The sequence below is a fragment of the Deminuibacter soli genome, from assembly GCF_003412455.1.
In the GTDB taxonomy this organism is placed as follows: domain Bacteria; phylum Bacteroidota; class Bacteroidia; order Chitinophagales; family Chitinophagaceae; genus Deminuibacter; species Deminuibacter soli.
Genome location: NZ_QTJU01000002.1, coordinates 57,916 through 76,916 on the forward strand (window position 1 = coordinate 57,916; position 19,001 = coordinate 76,916).

Sequence of the window (19,001 nt, forward strand, 5' to 3'; positions counted from 1 at the left end):
AAAACCACGCAAAGTTCACAAAGAAAGCATGCACCACTCACTTATCCCTCGCGCTCGTATACTTCATCAATCAGGTGATTGCCACCGTCGGCGGCCTGGGTGGCCAGCTCGTCGCAGCGGTTGTTGAAGGGGTTGGTCGCATGGCCTTTTACCCATACCAGTTTAACCTGGAAATCGCGGGCTACTTTGGCGTAACGCAGCCACAGGTCTTTGTTCTTTTTGCCGCCTGCAAAATCTGTTTTAATCCACTTGTCCAGCCATTTCTTTTCAATGCTGTTAATTACATATTGGCTGTCGCTGTAAATGGTAACCGGGATGTTTTTGCGTGTGAGCGATTCAAGGGCAACAATCACTGCCATCAATTCCATACGGTTATTGGTTGTTTTACGATACCCTTGCGACAGTTCCTTTTTCTGGCTGCCCCATATGAGTACAATACCATAACCACCGGGACCGGGGTTGCCACGTGATGAGCCATCTGTATAAATAACCAATTGATGTCCTTGCTGCATAAATCCTTATTCTGGCGGCGAAAGTAAGAAAACTGGCAGTATATCCATCAATGGCTATACTGCCAGGCATATTTTAGAGAAAATAGCTGCCTTTCATATATAACACGCCATAACCGGCCATGGTTACCCGGTTGCCCTGTAAGCTGCACTGCAGCTGGCCTCCACGCGGCGATACCTGCCACGCGCTGAGTTGCTGTTTACCCAGTTGCTCACTCCAGTAAGGGATTAATGTTGAATGTGCAGAACCGGTTACCGGGTCTTCACCAATCACTGAATTGGGTACAAAAAAGCGCGATACAAAATCAACGCTGTTGCCGGGTGCGGTTACAATAATGCCTATTACATCGAGCTGGTTAAGCAGGGTGAAATTGGGTACAATGGCTTTTACCTGTTCTTCGGTTTCATACACCAGGAAGTAGTCGCGCGATTTGAGTACGGCTTTGGGTGCAATGTTAAAACCCTGCAGCAATGCGTCCGGTGCTGTTGCAGGTTGCGGCATGCGCGCAGGAAAATTCAGTTCAATTAAATCACCGGTGCGCGTAACATCGAGTATACCGCTTTTGCAGGTAAACCGGATATGATCGCTGTTATGCTGCAGCTCGTTGAAGATAACATACGATGAAGCCAGCGTGGCATGGCCGCACAGGTCAATCTCAAACTCAGGTGTAAACCAGCGGATATGATACTGATCTCCTTCTTTTACAAAAAAAGCTGTTTCAGACAGGTTGTTCTCAAACGCCAGCTGCTGCATGGTTTGGGCGGGCAACCAGCTTTCGAGCGGACAAACTGCTGCCGGGTTGCCACCAAACAGGCGGTTGGTGAATGCATCAACCTGGTATATCGGGTATGTTGTTATGATAGTGCGTTTGAATGTTAGAAAGGTATTTTATCCAGCTCCAGTAAATAATGCAGTCCCTGCCACCATTCACCATAACCGGCCGAAACATTGATGTGGCCTGCATCACCGATGTTGTGCAGGCGGCTGCCCCAGCTTGCTGCAAACTGCGCTGCTTTTTCCGGCGTAACATAATAATCGTTGTTGCTGGTGACGGTGATGGAGGGGAATGGCAGCGGGTTTAATACCATGGGTATAAAACCGGTGGTGCCGGTTGGGTAGCTGTCTGCTTCTGTATTGCTGGGTGCCACCAGCAGCGCACCTTTAATAAGGCGCTGGTATTGGTGTGCCCAGGCTGCAATGGTAGTACAGGCCAGGCTATGGCCTACCAGTATTACTTCATGCATTTGGGGAGCACCTGTTACGGCTGCATCAATGGCTGCGATCCAGTCGCTGCATACGGGCGTATCCCAGTCGCGCTGCTGTATGCGTGTAAAATTAAACTGCTGTTCCCAGATAGTTTGCCAGTGTCCTTCGCCTGAATTGCCAAGTCCTGGTACGGTAAAGATGTTGGATTGAAATTGCATGTCTAAAAATAACAACAATCTTTTAACTGCCTGCAATTTTTATCTGTACACGATGGTTAAATGGATAAATGGTTCTATGGCTCATCATACCTGGAACACGCCTGTTTTCAACGCATCGATGTGCGGGTTCTGGTTGGCAGCTGCAATGCTTTCTGCAATCACCTGCCTGGTTTGTATGGGGTCGATGATATCATCTACCCACAAACGCGCGGCTGCATAGTAGGGTGTGGTTTGCTGGTTATACTGGCTGATAATATTGTCGAGCATTTGTTTTTCTGTGGCTTCATCAATGGTTTTACCCTGTGCTTTTAACGAGGATACCTGTATCTGCAGCAATGTTTTCGCGGCCTGCTCGCCACCCATCACGGCTATTCTTGCAGAAGGCCAGGCAAATATGAAACGCGGATCGTAGGCTTTGCCACACATGGCATAGTTACCTGCTCCGTAGGAGTTACCTACAATAATGGTGATTTTGGGCACTACTGAATTGGCTACTGCATTCACCAGTTTGGCGCCATCTTTTATAATGCCGGCATGTTCGCTGCGGCTGCCGACCATAAAGCCTGTTACATCCTGCAGAAACACCAGCGGTATTTTTTTCTGGTTACAGTTTAATATAAAGCGGGCTGCCTTATCGGCGCTGTCGTTGTAGATAACGCCGCCCATCTGCATTTCGCCTTTTTTGTTTTTAATCACCAGTCGCTGGTTGGCCACAATGCCTACTGCCCAGCCATCAATACGGGCATAACCGCATAGAATGGTTTTACCATAATCTTCTTTAAACTGTTCAAATTCGCTGTTGTCAACAATGCGTTCAATAATGCCAAGCATATCGTAAGGGCGTGCATTGTTCTCGGGAATAATACCATACAATTCTGCGGGATCTTTTGCAGGCGGTGCAGGTGCTGCCCTGTTGAAACCCGCGCTGGCAGGCAATCCCAGCTTGCTGATAATTTTTTTTACCTGGTCAAGACATGCCTGCTCCGTGTCGAACTTATAATCTGCAATGCCCGATATGGAAGTATGTGTGTCGGCACCGCCGAGCGTTTCTGCATCAATGTTTTCGCCAATGGCGGCTTTTACCAGGTAAGGGCCTGCGAGAAAAATACTGCCATTGCCTTCTACCATCAACGTCTCATCGCTCATAATGGGCAGGTAAGCGCCGCCAGCCACACAGGCGCCCATTACGGCCGCTATCTGTGTAATGCCCATGGCGCTCATGCGTGCATTGTTGCGGAAGATGCGGCCAAAATGTTCCTTGTCCGGAAATATCTCATCCTGCATGGGCAAAAACACACCGGCGCTGTCAACCAGGTATACAATAGGCAGGTGGTTTTCCATGGCTATTTCCTGCAGGCGCAGGTTCTTTTTACCGGTAATGGGAAACCAGGCCCCGGCTTTTACGGTTTGGTCATTGGCTACCACCATACATTGCCGCCCCTGTATATAGGCCAGCACCGCAACGGTTCCGCCGGCAGGGCAACCGCCGTGTTCGGTGTACATATCAAAGCCGGCAAAGGTGCCCAGCTCTGTAATGGGGTTATCGGTATCACATAAATAGGCGATGCGCTCGCGGGCAGTGAGCTTGTTTTTCTCGTGCTGCTTTTCAATGGCTTTTTTGCCACCGCCCAGTTTTATTTTATCGGCCTGACTTTTTACCTGCGACAGTAACAACTTCATCCAATCCTCGTTGCGGTTAAATTCAATGTTCATATGCTAATGATCGTTAGTTTGATAAAGGTAAGGGTTAGATGGAAATTGCGCACAGCTTTTAGCAGATAGCGGATAGCTTTTGGTTTTTTACGTGGAATTCAATTTTTACCACAAAGAATGCGGAGAGAAAGCCCACAAAGATCACAAAGGGTAAATAACAATGCCGTTAGCATGGGTACACTAACGGCATTGGCAGGTTACCTGCTGCGCTGCCTAGGGGGCGTGGTACAACAGGGAATTGGGCAGTGGTATTTTAGACTGGCCCTGTGCCTGTATGAATACATTTAATTCGTTATCGCCGCCGGCATCATAGTACAATACTTTAATGGCGTGGTAGCCTTTTTTGAGGGCGATCTTTCCTGTTGCTTCGTGTGCGGTGTGGTTGCCGTCGTCATCTACCACTATGTTTTCATCTATCGATAGCTGGCAGCCATCATCTGCTACGGTGTAGAAGCTGTACATATTGTCTGCCGGGATGTTGATGTAGCCGGTGTAGTACAGGGCAAATTTGCTCGCGCGTTCTTTGGGTACCACATTGATATTGTCTGCAATGCCGGTTGTTTTGGGTGCCAGGTTATTGATAAGCGCAAAGTTGATGGTGCTGTCTGTTTCAAAGTACTGGTAACGCACGCCGGGTTCAACCTGTTTTACCTGTATGGGCGGAAGCCGGTTATAGATCACGGCTTTGTCGCTTGCAGCAAAGCTGGTCAGGGCATCAGCAGCAGTTCCAATGGCCTGTACGGTGGCGCTCTGTTTTACAGTAAATGGTTTTTTGTATACGGGTGATGCTTCTGTTGGCAGGGTGCCATCTGTAGTGTAATGAATGGCAGCTGCTGTTTTATCGCCCGTGATGGTTACAACAGGTTCTGTTTTGCCCTGCGGGTAACTTACCTGCACCTGTGGTTTGTGTACAAAGCGACCGTAGCCTGCTATTTTTATTACATAGGCATCTGTAACAGTGATTTTGTTGGGGTTGTATTGCGGCAGGTGTACTACCACATTGCTGTTGGTATTTTCCCAATGCAGTGTTTCACCTGTGGCGAGGAAGGTAAGGGCTGTGCCTTCGGGCAGGTGCATCTTTTTCAGTGTGATATTGTTGTTATCGGGGTAGCGTGGCAGTATGGCGTAGAGGTTATTGTTTTTCCCGTTATAGGTATAAAAGACTTCTTTCACCGCGTAACCAGGGTTGGGGTTGATGGTGCTTTTGAGTATCGGGTCTTCACCGCGGGCAGGTTTGTAGGTGGTTTTACCTTCGCTCCATTGAAAGGCAGTTCTCCAGCGGGTGGTGTTGTAAATGGCTTCACCGTTCAGTTTCAGCCACTGGCCAATGCTTAACAGGCGCTCCTGCATAATGGGTGGTATTTTGCCGTGTGCATCCGGACCAATATCGAGCAAAAAGTTGCCGCCACGACTTACTTTATCTACCAGCTGCAACACCAGTGATTGTGCGGTGTTGTAGTCCCACGCATCTTCTGTGCGGTTGTAACCGTATGAGTAACCGATGCCGCGGCTTTCTTCCCAGTAGTGATTGTCGAATTCAAGATCAGGCTGGTACTCGGGTGTAAAGAAGCCTGCATGATGAAAGCGCACTTCTTTTCCCCAGCGGTCGTTTACCACAATGCTGTCTTTCACGCTGCTGCTGTTGTACAGCCAGGCCAGGAAGGGTTTCGATTTCCACTGGTCTGCACTCATTTCCCATTCGCCGTCTGTCCACAATACATACGGGTGGTATTGTTTAATGAGGTCTTTCATCTGTGGTATTTCGTGCTGGGCAACATACTTGTCTTTATCGTGCAGCCACAGCGGGTTATACCATTCGTACAGGGAGAAGTACAGGCCGGGTTTTACTGATGTTTTGGCTACGGCCTTAAACAGGTCGCCGATTAAGTCGCGCTTAGGGCCTGCGGTTACTGCATTCCAGGGAAAGCCCCAGTCTTTATCGGCTTCCTTGCTGGGCCACAGGCAAAAGCCATCGTGGTGTTTGGAAGTAAGTACAATGTATTTGGCGCCCGATTGCTCGAACAGCTTAGCCCATGCTTCGGGATCAAACAACTCGGCTTTAAACTGGCTGGCCAGCTGGTAGTACGTGGTATTGCCGTATTGCTGCTGGTGCCAGTCGGTAACCGCACCGTTATAACTCTTGTTCACCAGCCAATGCTGGTACCATTCGGCATAGTTGCCTTTGGGCGTATAAGCAGGAACGGAGTAAACGCCCCAGTGAATGAAAATGCCAAATTTGGCGTCTTTAAACCATTGCGGAACGGGTCGTGTATCGAGGCTTTCCCAGTTGGGCTGGTAGGTTTGGGCAAGGGAAAATGTGCTGCAGCAGCAGAGGCAGGCAAATAGCAACCAGTGTACTTTCATAATAAAGGTTTAAGCAGAAATTTTCTATAGGTCTTGTTCGATATGGGAAAAATAAACAATATCTCCTGTAGAACCGGTTGAAAGCGCTGTTTTTTTATTCAAAATGAATAAGATTCGCCATTTTTACCGGGGTAATCCCATTTTACCGTGCCCTTGCACAGGGAAAGGTACTTACGATAGGTACCTGATTTAGCTGAAGACCTGTATGTACGGTAGTTTCAAAAATTTTTGAAAAAAATATTACTAATATTTGTTAGTGTCAATGAAACGCTGTTATTTTGGTTCAGCAAATGCAAATAATGCAGTTGCTCTTTAACGATTCTTGCTACGATTCTTGCCAATTTAAGATTGCCCGGCTTTGCCAAAGCCATATGAAAAAACGGAGATTTTATTGTTTTTCTACAAAAGATAGCACGCTGTTTCTGCAGCGTGCCTTTTTTTCTACCTATCCCAGTATTTTCTAACAATGCGGCCACGTTTTCTCCTGATGTTCTCATGAGCTCTGGTGAGTTTCTCCATAATTAAATTACCGCGTTTTCCTGTTTGTACTCCCGGCAATGGTAATGCGGCCATTGTCAACAAAACGGCGGTGGCTTACCACCCTGGCCAAAGGCGTAATACGCTGCAGGGGTTGAATGAAGTTGTGGAAAGTAGTCACGGTTTTGCCATCGAGCAGGCCGGCAAGGGAAAGCACACCTGCGCCTGTACAAACCGACATAATGATGGCCGAATCTGCCGCATTGCGCTGTAACCAGCTGCGGAGCACTGTATCCTGCATGGCTTCTTCTACATCACCACCGGGTATGATGATGATATCGGGCTTTGGCGCATTCGCCGGGTTGTGCTGCGGCGTAATGGAAACAAACTGCTGGGCGGTAATGGGCGCCGGTGGTGCCAACGGTGTATTCTGTAAAGCCGTTTACATAGGCAAACACTTCTCCGGGGCCGGCGGTGCGCCATAATCAGCGGCTTCATAAAAAATATGGGCAGGCCCCGCAAGGTCAAGCAGGTGCACCTGCGGCGGAACAACAAAGGCAATGGTAGCTGGGGCAGACAATAGATGTGTGTTTAGATCGAATGTAAATAATTTGTGTGAAGCACTTAGCCGGGCGTTCAGCTATAAAAAAAGCATAGCAACTGCTGTATGAAAACAACAGCAGTTGCTATGCTCGTCTGCCAGTGATGGTCAATAATTTTATCGGTTCGACTGGAACCTGATGGCGATATCCCTGATACGTTCGGGAATGAGGTTGTTGCGATACTGGATTTCTTCAGAATATAACCTGATGCGGCCATTCGTTAACATAACCGTTAAATTCTTGTCTTCATCATTTACCGTATGGGCCTCATATTCTCCAATTTCTTTTCGCACATTTCTGGCTTTTGAAAGAACTTGTTCAATTTCCGGTTGCCCGTAGTTTTCCACATTCATTCTAACTACAATTTTAAGTTTCGGGACTAGGGTCGTGATTCTTCAGTCAATGTCGTTCAGTTAAGATCTTTTGTGTTGGTTTCACGCAAAGGAGCAAAGTCGCAAACGCATAAACGAAGCGCTTACTAAATGACATTGATTCTAAAGTACCTGCTAATGTCGGAAAAATTTGTCAATCCGAAGCCGGTATGCAGCAAAGGAAAGGGTTTAAATGTTAATAATAGGTTGAAAATGAGTTGTAATATATTTTATAAATAGGTGTTTTAATTTCATTAACCTTTGCTTCACTACTCGTTTGGCAGCCAGAAATCAAACGGCGCATCGCGGTTGCAGGTGAGTGTTCCGTTTTCAAAAACCAGTTCTGCCACCTGAATCGATGAGCGGCGCAGATCGAATGGGATGATGCCGTTGGGGCCGGCAGGTGCTTCGCCATGCGATTTGCGGCCGGGATGTGTGAAGTAAAAAATATAGGCTTTGTTGTTTACTACAATCACATCGCCATGCGCACCGGTAGGTGTGTCTTCAGGGCGTTTGCCGGGTACATCGAGCACACGCTGCTGTTTTTCCCAGTGATCCAGGTCGGTTGAGCGGTATACGCGCATACCTGCCCACTCATCGGTTAACAGCCAGTAATAGCCATTGAAGGAAAATACTTTGGGTCCTTCCTGGCCATGACCGGGAAACAAAGGCTGATCGTGGGTTTGCCAGTGCTGCAGGTCTTTGCTTTCTGCCATCAGCATATTGCCTACAGGGTTCTTGCTGTCTTTATACCACATGCGCCAGGTTTTGTTGGGCAGCTGAAACAAGGTGGCATCTATCACATCTTCTGACGTGAGTTTGGGAAAATCAACCAACTGCCAGTTCCATAAATCAGTGCTGGTAAAATGCGACATGCGTGCACGTCCGCCCCAGTGTGTGCGCACGCCTTCAATATAGGTTACAAATAAATGGTATTTGCCGTTGAAGTATTGTACATCGGGCGCCCAAAAGGTATTCATGCCTTTGTCTATCTGCAGGTTCAGGGTGCCGCGGTATACCCATGTTTTGCCATTGTCGCTGCTGCTGGCAATACCGATGGCGGTGCCGTAACAATACGATACATCTTCTGCTTCGGTATTGGCGCGACGCTGGGAGTATACCATCCACCAGCTTTTTTCTTCCCTGTTCCAGAAAATAGACGGGTCTGCCGCGCCGTCTGTGACAGGATCGCGGAACAAAGGAGCAGGTGCTTTATGCAAGGTTGTGTTTTGCGCGAAGGCTGCCGAGGTAACCAGTAATAAAACGGGCAGCCATTTGAATATAGCCATAGTATATTGTTTTAAACAGCGGATAGGTGTATGTATTAATTCCCGGTGGTAGTTTGCATGCCGTTTTTACGGGTACGCAATCTGCCAGCAACAAACAGCCCGATGTTTTTGCCTTCTTCATAACCGTTGTTGATGGAATTCATGTAGTGAATGCCGCCATAAAAACGGCTGATCGCTGCTTCTTTGGCTGCCTGCTCAAAAGAAGTAAAGCTGCGCGGCAGCAAACCAAATTCACTTTCGGTTGAATCGGTATAACTGAAGTGTTCGCCAAACAACTGGTTAAGAATAACCGCAGCTGCAGCAGATACCACGCTATGCCCGCTGGTGTATTCGGGGAAAGGTGGTGTTTGCAAAGTGGGCAGCCAGGCTGTATCAATGTACTGGTTGATATAAGTCTCGGGACGTACTACGCGGCTGCGGTATTTTTCATCCCAGCAGCTGATAAAGCAATCTGCCAGTGCAATAGATAAACGGGCGTAGGCTTCTGCGCTTTGTATGGCGCTGGTTTTTGTTTTTTCACAAGCCTGCCTGGTTATATTAATCCAGTGGCCGTTGGGAGATATTTTCTTGGTGGCGTACATCACGTGTCCGCGTACGTTCATCTTGAAAGGATTACAATCCCAGAAATTGGCAATCTCGCTTTGTTCGGCAGTAAGGTTGTTTACAGCATCGTGCACGGCCATTACCTGTTTGTAAAATGCGCTGCCTGGCTTTGCGGAGAATGCAGTGGCAGGTGCCGGTTTAAACTGTGCGGCAGAATCAATCATAAATGTGCGGATGCTGTTCCAGTGCGGTTCAACTGCCTTGATGTAGGCCGGTGGTGTGGGCCGCCAGGTGGCAGGGTTTTCATCCACAGGGTATTTGGGCAGGGAGCGTGATTCACGGTAGTTATCTTTTGCAGACCATGCGATGATGTGTTCGGCAACTTTTTGTCCGTATGCAATAGAATAATTGAAGCTCGCAGTATCGATGCCCGTGTTTTTAAATTCCTGCAGCAGCTGTTCTTTAAAGGCATCTATCTTTTCTTCTGATATTACCATGGTTTTACCCACGGTTAATATGGCCTGCACAGCTGCCAGCGCATAACTGCAGCTGCGGCCCGGTAATGGCTGTGGCATTGGTTGCAGGCCATGCAGCTGGCCTGCCAGGCTCTGGTAGCCTTCATTACCCGGCACCAGGCATTCGTAGGCAGCGGTACAGATGTAGGCATAGGTGCGGCTGGCTACCGGTGGTGAATAAATATCGTATACAATTACGTCGGTTACTTTTTTAATGGCACGATGTACATAATCTGCCTGCTCGGTTTGCTGTTTCCAGCTTTGCGTATGTGCAAGGGTAGTAGTGAAGAGGCCAACGAATAACAGCAGCTTTCTCATAAAACTTTTCTTTTAGTACCCATGTAATTGGTGATAATAACCTGTGTGATATTGCTGTTCACAGGTATACTGCGTGATGATTGTGATAAAAAGCCCGAGCCATAGTAGAACTCCATTTTGCGCGTAGTGCCATTGGCCAGTGTAATTACTGCACTGCAGTCACCGGGTTTCAGCTGTATGCGTTTGGCAGGTGCGCTGCCTGCCTGGTGAAACAGCAGCAGGCTATCCTGGTTTTGCGTGGCAATCACCAGCTGTTCGTTTTGTGCATTGAAGATGTTGGCCAGTGCCTTGCCATCGCCGGTAATGCAGAAGCCGCTTTTGCTTAAAGGCACATCACTGAAATTGCCCTTGCCATCGCCATGCAGGTATAGGCCGGCAAATGCATCGTGGCGGCCGCTGTAGGGCTCCATGCCATAATCGTTGCCAGTGAGCAGCAGGTCAAGGTTGCCATCGTTGTCTACATCCTGCGCCAGCATGCCAAATACCGGTGCGGTTTGTGCAGCAGCAGGTAAGGGTGTTATGGCAAACCGGCCATTGCCTTTGTTCTCGATGTAGCACGATGCCATGTTGGTGGCTTGCAGACTAATAGCGCCATCCCTTTCTTTAGCGCGCCATATATCAGTCATGGTGGCCATGCCGAATGATTTATAGGTAGGGTATCTTTTGCGGATAGAGATTACCTGCGCCACCATATCGTCGCGGGTTGACATGGGGAAGGATTTCCTGGTGCCATCTGCAGCTTTCATGTAACAGAACACCATGGCATCCATAGAGCCGTTGTTGTCCATGTCTTTGGCAAGCAGGGTAAGCGGTTCCTGTGCAGTTGCCTGGTAATTGCTGTTGAGGCCTAGGTTACCGGCTACATAGTCCATATCGCCATCGTTGTCAAAATCACCTGCTGCCAGGCTGTTCCACCAACCGGTGGCGGTGGCAATACCTGTGTTGGCGGTAACATTCACCAGTGCGGTACCGGTATTTTTAAAGAAGCTTACCGGCATCCATTCACCGGTAACAATCAAATCAATTTTACCATCGTTGTCAAAGTCGGTCCACAATGCATCGGTAACCATGCCTATGTTTGCGAGTTCCGGACAGTATTGCGCTGTTACATCCGTGAACTTGCCGTGGTTGTTTTTGTACAGGAAACTGCGTGGTGCAGTGGGATAGGAGCCGGATACCACACGGCCGCCTACAAACAAATCCAGGTCGCCATCGCCGTCAAAGTCTGCCGCGCGCACGCAGGAGCCGTTGGTTGAATCTGCAGGCAGGGCTGTTTCGCTTTTGCTGAAGCGGCCTTTGCCGTTGTTGATAAACAGGCGGTCATTGCTGATGGGGTGGTTGGGTGGTATTTCGTAACTGCCGCTTACGAGGTACAGGTCAAGATCGCCATCGTTGTCGGCATCAAAGAACAGTACGCCCATGTCTTCATACAGGGGATCATCTTTCACTGCGAAACGCGCAGAATCGATGGTGAATTTACCGCCCTGCTGCTGCATGAAAAAAACACCGCTGTTGCCCGAAGTACCGCCGAGGTAAAAGTCTTCCAGCCCGTTGTTGTCAATATCACCTACAGCAATGCCGGGGCCATACTGGCTGAGTTTATGCGGTATGGTAGGTTGTATATCGTAGTCTACAAAGTCACGTTCCTTCGGTTTAAAACGGATACCATACTTTGAAGCAACATTGGTGAACACCGGCTTTGCAGCAGGGGCAGCCTGTGTTTTGCTGATGGCGTCTTTGTATGCAATGGTGAAGGGTTTGCCTGCGGGCACATTGGTCCATAACTGTGTTTTGCCATCAGGCCACTGTACAACAATGGAATCGGCCTGTGTGGCGGTACCCAGACCAAAATGGGCTCTTGCATCATCGGTTGACAGGTAACCGCGGGCAGGCTGGTGCTGGTAATACAGCATTTTATCGCCGTAATGCACGGTAAGCTGTGCACCATAGCCATTGGTGTTTTGCGCAGGCCCGGCAATGGTTATGGTAAGACTGTGGGTATTGGTACCGTCTAAAGTATTTTCATACACAAATGCCTCATCGTTGATATTGTTGATCACCACATCCAGGTCGCCGTCGTTATCAAGATCAGCATATACGGCGCCATTTGAAAACGAAGGATGGGTAAAGCCCCAGCTTTGCGAGGTGTTCTGGAAGCTGGTGCCGGTGGTGTTTTTAAACGAGTAGTTAGGCAGCTTTACTACAGGCAGTGAATCAGTCATAGCCAGTGTATAGTTGCCTGCGGCACGTTGCTGACCGTTGTTGAAATCAATATAGTCCAGGTCGGTTACATCACGCGGCAGGCCGTTTGAGATAATGATGTCCCGCAGGCCATCGTTGTCAAAATCTGCAATCAGCGGGCACCAGCTCCAGTCTGTCTGGTATACACCGGCCATATACCCGATATCGCTGAACACGGGTTTGCCAGCTGCGGTAAGGCCGCGGTTTAACTGCAATACATTGCGTACATACTGGTGTGTATAACCGTAACGTGCGCTGTTGGTATAGTTGTAATATTCGTTACCGCTGAGCATGCGTTTTTTGCGGAGGTTGTCTTCCGGCAGCATTTCGAGCGATAGGAAATCAATCAATCCGTCGTTGTTAATGTCCACTGCATCGGTGCCCATGGCATTCCAGGCAGTGTGTCTGAAGTATTCACCCAGGCGGTCGGTGAAAGTACCGTCGTGGTTGTTGATGTAACACAAATCGTTCGACACAAAATCGTTGGCCACATATACGTCGGGCCAGCCATCCCTGTTAATATCGGTGATACAGGCTGCGTGGCCCCAGCCTTCTGTTTGTATACCGGCTTGTTTAGATACGTTGGTAAACGTACCGTTGCCGTTATTGCGAAACAGGCGGTCAGTGTTTTTGGCGCTGCCGTCTTTTACTTTCGGTCTGAATTTGATGGGCGTTTTAGGATCATAGAGTTCGTTGGTAACCAGGTACAGGTCAAGATCGCCGTCTTTATCGTAGTCGAAGAAATAAGCCTGTGTGCTGAAGCCGGTATCATCCAATCCATAGGCTGCGGCTGATTCTTTAAAGGTGGGGATGCCATCTTTGCCCACACCCTGGTTAATGTACAGCAGGTTGGTGCGCAGGCGTGCATCTTTTCTGAAAGAAGCGCATACATAGATATCCTGCAGCCCGTCGTTGTTAATGTCTACCACAGAAACACCGGTACACCAGTGCCCGTTACCGCCAACACCTGCCGCATCTGTTACATCGGTAAAATCCATGCCGCCCTTGTTCAGGTACAATTTGTTGGATACCATGTTGCCTGCAAAATACAGGTCGGGCAGGCCATCGTTGTTGAAATCGCCGGTGCCTACACCGCCGCCGTTGTAAATATTGGCCTGGTTTAATATGTTGATGGTATCGCTCTCGGTGAGCTGGTTTTTAAAACTGATGCCTGTTTGTGAAGAAGGGCGCAGCTGGAATAAGGTTTTGCCTGTTTGTGCTGCTGCAGGCAGCGCGGGTAATACAACGATACAGGCTAATGGCAGCAGGTTCCTGAGTATCATATGGCAGTTGGTTGTGGTGTATGCAATCTAAGCATTAAAGCAGTGGGTTGGGCAGGTTGGGTACAGCTATTTAAATGAACAGCATAAAAAACGCGGCCCGCCCGGGAGTAGACAGGCGGTACCGCGTTGTCAGTATTATTTGTTGATTTTGTCGTTCAGCATTTTCATAAAGTAACCGCCTACAACGCTGCGGGCCTGGAAACCTACCTGTTTGCCATCAGTGGTTTCGTGCCAGTCGCTCAGGGGCACGCGTGTGGGTGTTTCGGCGATGTAGGTACCCAGCGGGGCTACCAATGCCTGGAAATCGTTACTGTTATCAGCTAAAGTGGCTGTCCATATAATCCAGTCACTCTTGGTGTAAGTTTTACGGCTGTCGAGGGGCAGACCAAATTTGTTCTGGTGTGCCAGGTAAAACTTCATTTCTTTCTGGTACACATCTTTAGGGAACAGGTTTAAGCCAAGCACTTTATCCCAAACCAGGTTGTATTTCTGGCTCCAGGTACCGTTCTTGTCAAACGTAAGTGCGAAGTGATCGCCTTCATCACACATGCTGCCCCATTTGTTGGCCATATCCTGTGCAATAGCGCGGTACTTGGCTGCAGTTGCTTTTTCACCGATCATGTCGGCCAGCATGGCGTAGCTGCCAATGCCTACGATGGCTTTTACAGAAAGGTTCGCATTGCGTGCGAGGTGACCTGCGAAGTCATCGGTACATAACTGGTTAGCGGGATCAAAGCCGTATTTCACCAGGTAGTCTGTCCAGGTGGTTAAAGTAGCCCAGTGTTTTTTGGCGTAGTCTGCATTGCCTTCTGCTTTGGCAACAGCTGCGGTGAGAATGGTCATGTTGCCTGATTCTTCAACCGGCATACCGCCGCCGCCGTATACTTCACCATTGGCCAGGGGATAGGTACCCAGGTCGTGTGCTGCATAAGGCTTTGTGTATTTGCCGCTTTCGCTGAAGTAAAAGATGCCGGTAAGCATGCCTTTCATTAATTTAGGATTGTACAGCAAAAACAGTGGTGCAGATGGATAGGTTACGTCAACGGTATTGATACAGCCATTGCTGAAGTTTTCTTTAGAGAGGAACAGCACATCGCCCTGCGGGCTTTTTACCAGTTTGTGAGCTGCAATGCTTTGCCTGTATGCCAGGGCACAAAGCTCAGCATAGGTTTTGCCACCTGCTTTAACGGCATCGTTGTACATGCTTTCGTTAAAGGTGTTGCATTGCTGCAGTACAGTAGTGTAATCAGCAGCAGCTTTTACCAGTTGCTTTTCGATGGTTTGTGATGCATCATTTTTCCACCAGGGCTGCAGGTTCTGGCCAAAGTACTGGATAGAATAGATATCATCGTAACCCAGTAAAAACACCTGCTCTTTGCTGTCGCCGCTTACTTTACCAAGCGATACCACGCTGTTGAGCACAAAGTTTTTACCGGTGCGTGGTGCAACGGCAGCAGCTTTGCCTGCAAACACGGCAGGGATATCAATTGATTTGGCATCAGTGATCGACTGTATCGATTTAGCAGCTGAAGGCACGGCTACATAGATATAGCCCCAATCAATACGCAGGTCATCACCTTTTTTCTGCAGTACGGGCTGTGCGGTGGTACCTGCTTTCAGCATGTTGAGCTGCGGCAGGTTTTCCTGGCTGGCTTTTACTTCCTGTGCAGGTGTGTTTGTTGCAACATTGGTAGAAGCGCCAAAGTATACCTGTACATTGTGCGATTGCCCGTCTGTTGATTTAACGGCATAGCTGATATACGAAACCGGGCGTGATAACAGGTCCAGGTCGTTCAGCAGCAGGGGCGAGGTAAAGCTGAGTGTTGCGTCAACCGGTCCGCAGGCAAACTGGTAAATGGTTTGTGTTGCGTTGAGCTGTACGCCTTTCTGTTCTGCCGTAAGTATGGCTGCATTTTTCTTTAACGCGGGTTCGTTGGAGATACCTGCATCAAGCATGGCGCCGCCTACATTGTTTCTAACGTGAATGGCCAGTACGTTGCTGCCTTTTTTAAGCTTGCCTGTAACTGCCTGTTCCAGGGTAAAGTACTGGAACTTGTTGAGCCAGCCTTTGTAACTGTAAGCGAGCACGCCGTTTACATATACTTCGGCATCATCGTCGTGGTTAATTTTCAGGAACAGTTTGTTGTAATCGAGTTTGGTGAGCGTAAACGTTCTGCGGAACCAGATATCCTTTGTGTCCCATTTGGTACCACCGCCACGACCGTTATCGGTAAAAGGCGCTTTGGCCGCTTTCCATGAGCCGTCGTTAAAGTCAGTATTCTGCCAGCCTGCTGCAGGTTCGGCATAGGTGTATTTTGCAGTATAGCTTTGTTCATCGCTGGTAGGTACTACACTTTCATAGCTCTGGCTTTCTGCGCCGAGTACGCGGTATATCTTGTTGTCTACTTTCACATAACCGGTGAGTGACTGGTCGGCACCTGTCCAGTGTTTGGTAGGTGTTGCATTCAGTTCATTGCTGGTGCTCCAGATGCTGAAATAGGGGTCGTGTGTTACCAGGGGATAAGCCGGAGCCTGCTGCTGCGCCAGGGCCGGGCTGGCCGTAACCAGCAGGGAATACAAAAACGGTTTGAGTTTCATGTCGCGAAATTGAAAATGATTGTTGAGTTGCCTGATTGTTCTATGGTTGAATATTGTTATTTGGCTTGATGGTTCAATGGCTGCAATTCAACCATTGAACCATCAAGCCATTGAACCATTTCCGGTTATTTATTGTACAATGCCTCGTTCACCTGTTTCAGTTTGTCGAGCGGCATTTTCATTTCTTTCCTGTCGTAGGTCATAAATCCGTTTACTTCACCTTCCACGTCGGTGGTTTGGGTGTATACTGCTGCAGAAAGACCATGGCTGATTAACATGGAGAGCCTGTCGGTAAACGTGGTATAGCGTTTGAACATTTCGTCGCTGTCCTTGAAATTCTGGTAACCCCAGTTTTTATTGCTCTGCCAGGTGTGGCCGTCCAGTGGCATACCGAGACCGCCGAATTCACCTACCACCAGAGCCTGTTTGGCGCCAAACAAATCGGGGCGTGGCATAGCTGGGTCAGGATAACTGTGCAGGTCAAGGATATGGCCAACTGCACCGGGCTCGTAGTTGCCACCGCTGGCGCTGTTTACCAAACGGCTGGGATCTTTGTGCATGGTCCACTCCGTAATTTCTTTTGTTTTAAACTGGCCCCATGCTTCGTTGAAAGGTGTCCATACAATAATGCTGGGGAAGTTGTAGAGGGCATCGATAATGGCATTCCATTCTTTGCGGTAATAACCTTCAGAAGCGGCGGTGCGGTTCTGGTCTGTAGCGCGGCCCAGCACACCGGGGCGGTTTTCCCAATGGTTGCCGAGGTCGCCGCTTGGCATATCCTGCCATACCAGCATACCCAGTTTATCGCAATAGTAGTACCAGCGTGCAGGTTCTACCTTAATGTGTTTGCGGATCATGTTAAAGCCCATTTCCTTTGTTTTGGCAATGTCGAACTGCAGGGCCTCATCGGTTGGTGCAGTGTACAAACCATCGGGCCACCAGCCCTGGTCGAGCGGGCCGTATTCAAACAGGAAGGCATTGTTCAGCATCATTTTCTGGATGCCGCTGTTGTCGGGTGCAATGGATATTTTACGCATGGCGAAATAGCTTTTTATTTCGTCAATGGTTTTGCCCTTGCGTGTTACAGTCACTTTTACATCATACAGGAATGGGTTGGAAGGCGACCAGGCTTTTGCATTGGGAATGCTGAGTGTGGCGCTGGTATCATGACCTGTTTTGGTGGCTACCTGTTCGGTGCCATCAAAAGCGGCGATGGTAATTTCATCTGTGGGCTGCAGGTTCTGCACGCTTGCGCTGATGCTTACCTGTTTGCTATCGAGGTCGGGTGTTTGGTGGGTGCCGGTGATATAGGTTTCAGGCACTGTTTCGAGCCAAACGGTTTGCCAGATACCGGTTACGGGTGTGTACCAGATACCTTCGGGTTTTTTCACCTGTTTGCCGTGCGGCTGAGGGCCATCATCCGTAGGGTCCCATATGCGAACAGCGATTTGCTGGGCGGCACCTTTTTTCAGTGCAGCAGTTATATCAAAAGTAAACGGATCGTAACCACCTTCGTGGGTGCCTACGGGTGTGCCGTTGATGTAAACATCCGCACGCCAGTCTGCCGCGCCAATATGCAGCAATACTTTTTTGCCCTTGGTATTACCGTTGAGCGTAAAGCCGCGCTGGTACCATAACACACTGTCTTTGCCTACTGTTTTACCAACACCCGAGAGGGCCGATTCAATGGCAAAAGGCACGAGTATATTACCCTGGAAGCTTGCGGGCAGGCTGTTACCCTGGGCTTGTGGCAATACGCTATACTGCCACAAACCGTTTAGGTTTTGCCATTCGCTGCGCTGCAGTTGCGGGCGGGGATATTCGGGAAGTACACTGGCCGGGTTTACCTTTTCGGCCCAGGGTGAGCTTATTTTACCGGGCACCATTTGCCAGGATGCAGTTTGCGCTGAAGCGATGCCGGTGATGAGCACAGAAGAGAGCAGGAGTAGTTTGTTCATACGTTGCTGATAAAAGTGTTTATTGATGAAAAGCGGAAGGTAAAGAAATGCCACATCAGTGACATGGCATTTCTTTCATTTAACTACAAGGGAATTTGCTGAACAGAGCCATACAACAGATCTTCCACGCCCTGTATTTTAACAGCGATACGTGCAAATACGTATTTCTGCGGGGCTACGTTTGGCGCAGCCAGGGTAATGGTAATATTGTTGGGGTCAGTGATATCGCCGCCGTTAATGCTGGCAGAAGCCAGCGGGTTGGCATTGGATGCAAACTGTGTTTTGTCAACAAACAGTACTACGCGTTCAATACCTTTTGCATTGGCATCGGTGATAATCTGCTCTGCTTTAAAATTAGCCGTGAGCGTTCCGCCGCTGTTGGTAATTTTTGCATTGCGGATCATGTAGAACGGTGTAACCTCGATGTTGATGTGCTGGCTTCCGTTCATGGTAATGGATAAGCTGTCGGGTGCGCCGGCAGGTGTTTGCGGCCACATAAACGGTCCCTGCCCGTTAGGGATAATGAACTTGTAGTTGCCGTTAAACAGCAGCTGGCTCATGTTGCCGTCGGGTGCAAAAGTGCCGTCAATAGAACCTGTTTTACCAAAACCGAACTGGTACAATTGGTAAGGCACCTGGTTATATTCAACGCCTACCGTATCGCCTTTATACAACAGGGTGCCTGTGAGCGATGAACTGGGTGGCGCATAGTTGTCTTTTTTGCAGGCAAATGCAGTAAGCATTACACCAGCGAGCAGACTATAAGATAGAGATTTCATAACAAACAATTTAAAG

General features: G+C 48.8%; 15 protein-coding genes. All 15 read right to left on the minus strand.

Translation table 11 applies throughout. The features are described 5' to 3' along the window. Nucleotides 1–41 precede the first annotated feature (41 nt). The 15 genes from rnhA to DXN05_RS06705 all read right to left on the minus strand — a co-directional run bounded on the left by rnhA (nt 42) and on the right by DXN05_RS06705 (nt 18,985). Entirely contained in the window at nt 42–512 is a 471-nt protein-coding gene (gene rnhA, locus DXN05_RS06640) for a ribonuclease HI (RefSeq protein WP_116846470.1), read from the minus strand. Between the two features lie 73 nt (nt 513–585). Further along, the gene (locus DXN05_RS06645; protein WP_116846471.1) at nt 586–1,371 is read right to left on the minus strand and encodes a PhzF family phenazine biosynthesis protein; all 786 of its coding nucleotides are present in this window, start codon (nt 1,369–1,371) and stop codon (nt 586–588) included. A gap of 14 nt (nt 1,372–1,385) precedes the next feature. Further along, nucleotides 1,386–1,934 carry an RBBP9/YdeN family alpha/beta hydrolase gene (locus tag DXN05_RS06650; protein ID WP_116846472.1) on the minus strand — a complete coding sequence of 183 codons (549 nt, stop codon included), beginning with the start codon at nt 1,932–1,934 and terminating at the stop codon, nt 1,386–1,388. 84 nt (nt 1,935–2,018) lie between these two features. After that, nucleotides 2,019–3,647: an acyl-CoA carboxylase subunit beta gene (locus DXN05_RS06655; RefSeq protein WP_116846473.1), complete on the minus strand. Its 1,629-nt coding sequence runs from the start codon at nt 3,645–3,647 to the stop codon at nt 2,019–2,021. Nucleotides 3,648–3,860: 213 nt separating this feature from the next. After that, the gene (locus DXN05_RS06660; protein WP_116846474.1) at nt 3,861–6,011 is read right to left on the minus strand and encodes an alpha-L-fucosidase; all 2,151 of its coding nucleotides are present in this window, start codon (nt 6,009–6,011) and stop codon (nt 3,861–3,863) included. 218 nt (nt 6,012–6,229) lie between these two features. Next, nucleotides 6,230–6,508, minus strand: coding sequence for a hypothetical protein (locus DXN05_RS06665; protein WP_116846475.1), 279 nt, complete (start codon nt 6,506–6,508; stop codon nt 6,230–6,232). A gap of 29 nt (nt 6,509–6,537) precedes the next feature. Continuing rightward, a complete protein-coding gene (locus tag DXN05_RS06670; RefSeq protein WP_116846476.1) occupies nt 6,538–6,909 on the minus strand; it encodes a DJ-1/PfpI family protein in 372 nt (123 codons plus the stop codon). A 21-nt stretch (nt 6,910–6,930) separates the two neighbouring features. Further along, nucleotides 6,931–7,068 (minus strand): hypothetical protein, encoded by a 138-nt coding sequence (locus tag DXN05_RS24585; RefSeq protein ID WP_158559149.1) that lies wholly within the window; start codon nt 7,066–7,068, stop codon nt 6,931–6,933. A gap of 138 nt (nt 7,069–7,206) precedes the next feature. After that, nucleotides 7,207–7,383, minus strand: a complete 177-nt coding sequence (locus tag DXN05_RS24590) for a hypothetical protein (protein ID WP_158559150.1) — start codon at nt 7,381–7,383, stop codon at nt 7,207–7,209. Between the two features lie 347 nt (nt 7,384–7,730). Further along, on the minus strand, nt 7,731–8,750 hold the full coding sequence (locus DXN05_RS06680; protein ID WP_116846478.1) for a family 43 glycosylhydrolase: 1,020 nt from the start codon (nt 8,748–8,750) through the stop codon (nt 7,731–7,733). 35 nt (nt 8,751–8,785) lie between these two features. After that, the gene (locus DXN05_RS06685; RefSeq protein ID WP_116846479.1) at nt 8,786–10,126 is read right to left on the minus strand and encodes a vanadium-dependent haloperoxidase; all 1,341 of its coding nucleotides are present in this window, start codon (nt 10,124–10,126) and stop codon (nt 8,786–8,788) included. After that, on the minus strand, nt 10,123–13,650 hold the full coding sequence (locus DXN05_RS06690; RefSeq protein WP_116846480.1) for a VCBS repeat-containing protein: 3,528 nt from the start codon (nt 13,648–13,650) through the stop codon (nt 10,123–10,125). Before DXN05_RS06690 ends, DXN05_RS06685 begins: the two co-directional genes overlap by 4 nt. 135 nt (nt 13,651–13,785) lie before the next feature. Then, a complete protein-coding gene (locus DXN05_RS06695) occupies nt 13,786–16,248 on the minus strand; it encodes a glutaminase family protein (RefSeq protein ID WP_116846481.1) in 2,463 nt (820 codons plus the stop codon). Nucleotides 16,249–16,373: 125 nt separating this feature from the next. Beyond that, nucleotides 16,374–18,206, minus strand: a complete 1,833-nt coding sequence (locus tag DXN05_RS06700; protein ID WP_116846482.1) for a glycoside hydrolase family 2 protein — start codon at nt 18,204–18,206, stop codon at nt 16,374–16,376. Nucleotides 18,207–18,289: 83 nt separating this feature from the next. Further along, complete coding sequence (locus tag DXN05_RS06705) at nt 18,290–18,985, minus strand: DUF3823 domain-containing protein (RefSeq protein ID WP_116846483.1); 696 nt, start codon at nt 18,983–18,985, stop codon at nt 18,290–18,292. Nucleotides 18,986–19,001: the final 16 nt, after the last annotated feature.

Coding starts and splice junctions, on each gene's coding strand:
- rnhA (WP_116846470.1), bottom strand. CDS start 512: ATGCAGCAAGGACATCAATTGGTTATTTATACAGATGGCTCATCACGT.
- DXN05_RS06650 (WP_116846472.1), bottom strand. CDS start 1,934: ATGCAATTTCAATCCAACATCTTTACCGTACCAGGACTTGGCAATTCA.
- DXN05_RS06655 (WP_116846473.1), bottom strand. CDS start 3,647: ATGAACATTGAATTTAACCGCAACGAGGATTGGATGAAGTTGTTACTG.
- DXN05_RS06660 (WP_116846474.1), bottom strand. CDS start 6,011: ATGAAAGTACACTGGTTGCTATTTGCCTGCCTCTGCTGCTGCAGCACA.
- DXN05_RS06665 (WP_116846475.1), bottom strand. CDS start 6,508: ATGAGAACATCAGGAGAAAACGTGGCCGCATTGTTAGAAAATACTGGG.
- DXN05_RS06680 (WP_116846478.1), bottom strand. CDS start 8,750: ATGGCTATATTCAAATGGCTGCCCGTTTTATTACTGGTTACCTCGGCA.
- DXN05_RS06685 (WP_116846479.1), bottom strand. CDS start 10,126: ATGAGAAAGCTGCTGTTATTCGTTGGCCTCTTCACTACTACCCTTGCA.
- DXN05_RS06690 (WP_116846480.1), bottom strand. CDS start 13,650: ATGATACTCAGGAACCTGCTGCCATTAGCCTGTATCGTTGTATTACCC.
- DXN05_RS06695 (WP_116846481.1), bottom strand. CDS start 16,248: ATGAAACTCAAACCGTTTTTGTATTCCCTGCTGGTTACGGCCAGCCCG.
- DXN05_RS06700 (WP_116846482.1), bottom strand. CDS start 18,206: ATGAACAAACTACTCCTGCTCTCTTCTGTGCTCATCACCGGCATCGCT.
- DXN05_RS06705 (WP_116846483.1), bottom strand. CDS start 18,985: ATGAAATCTCTATCTTATAGTCTGCTCGCTGGTGTAATGCTTACTGCA.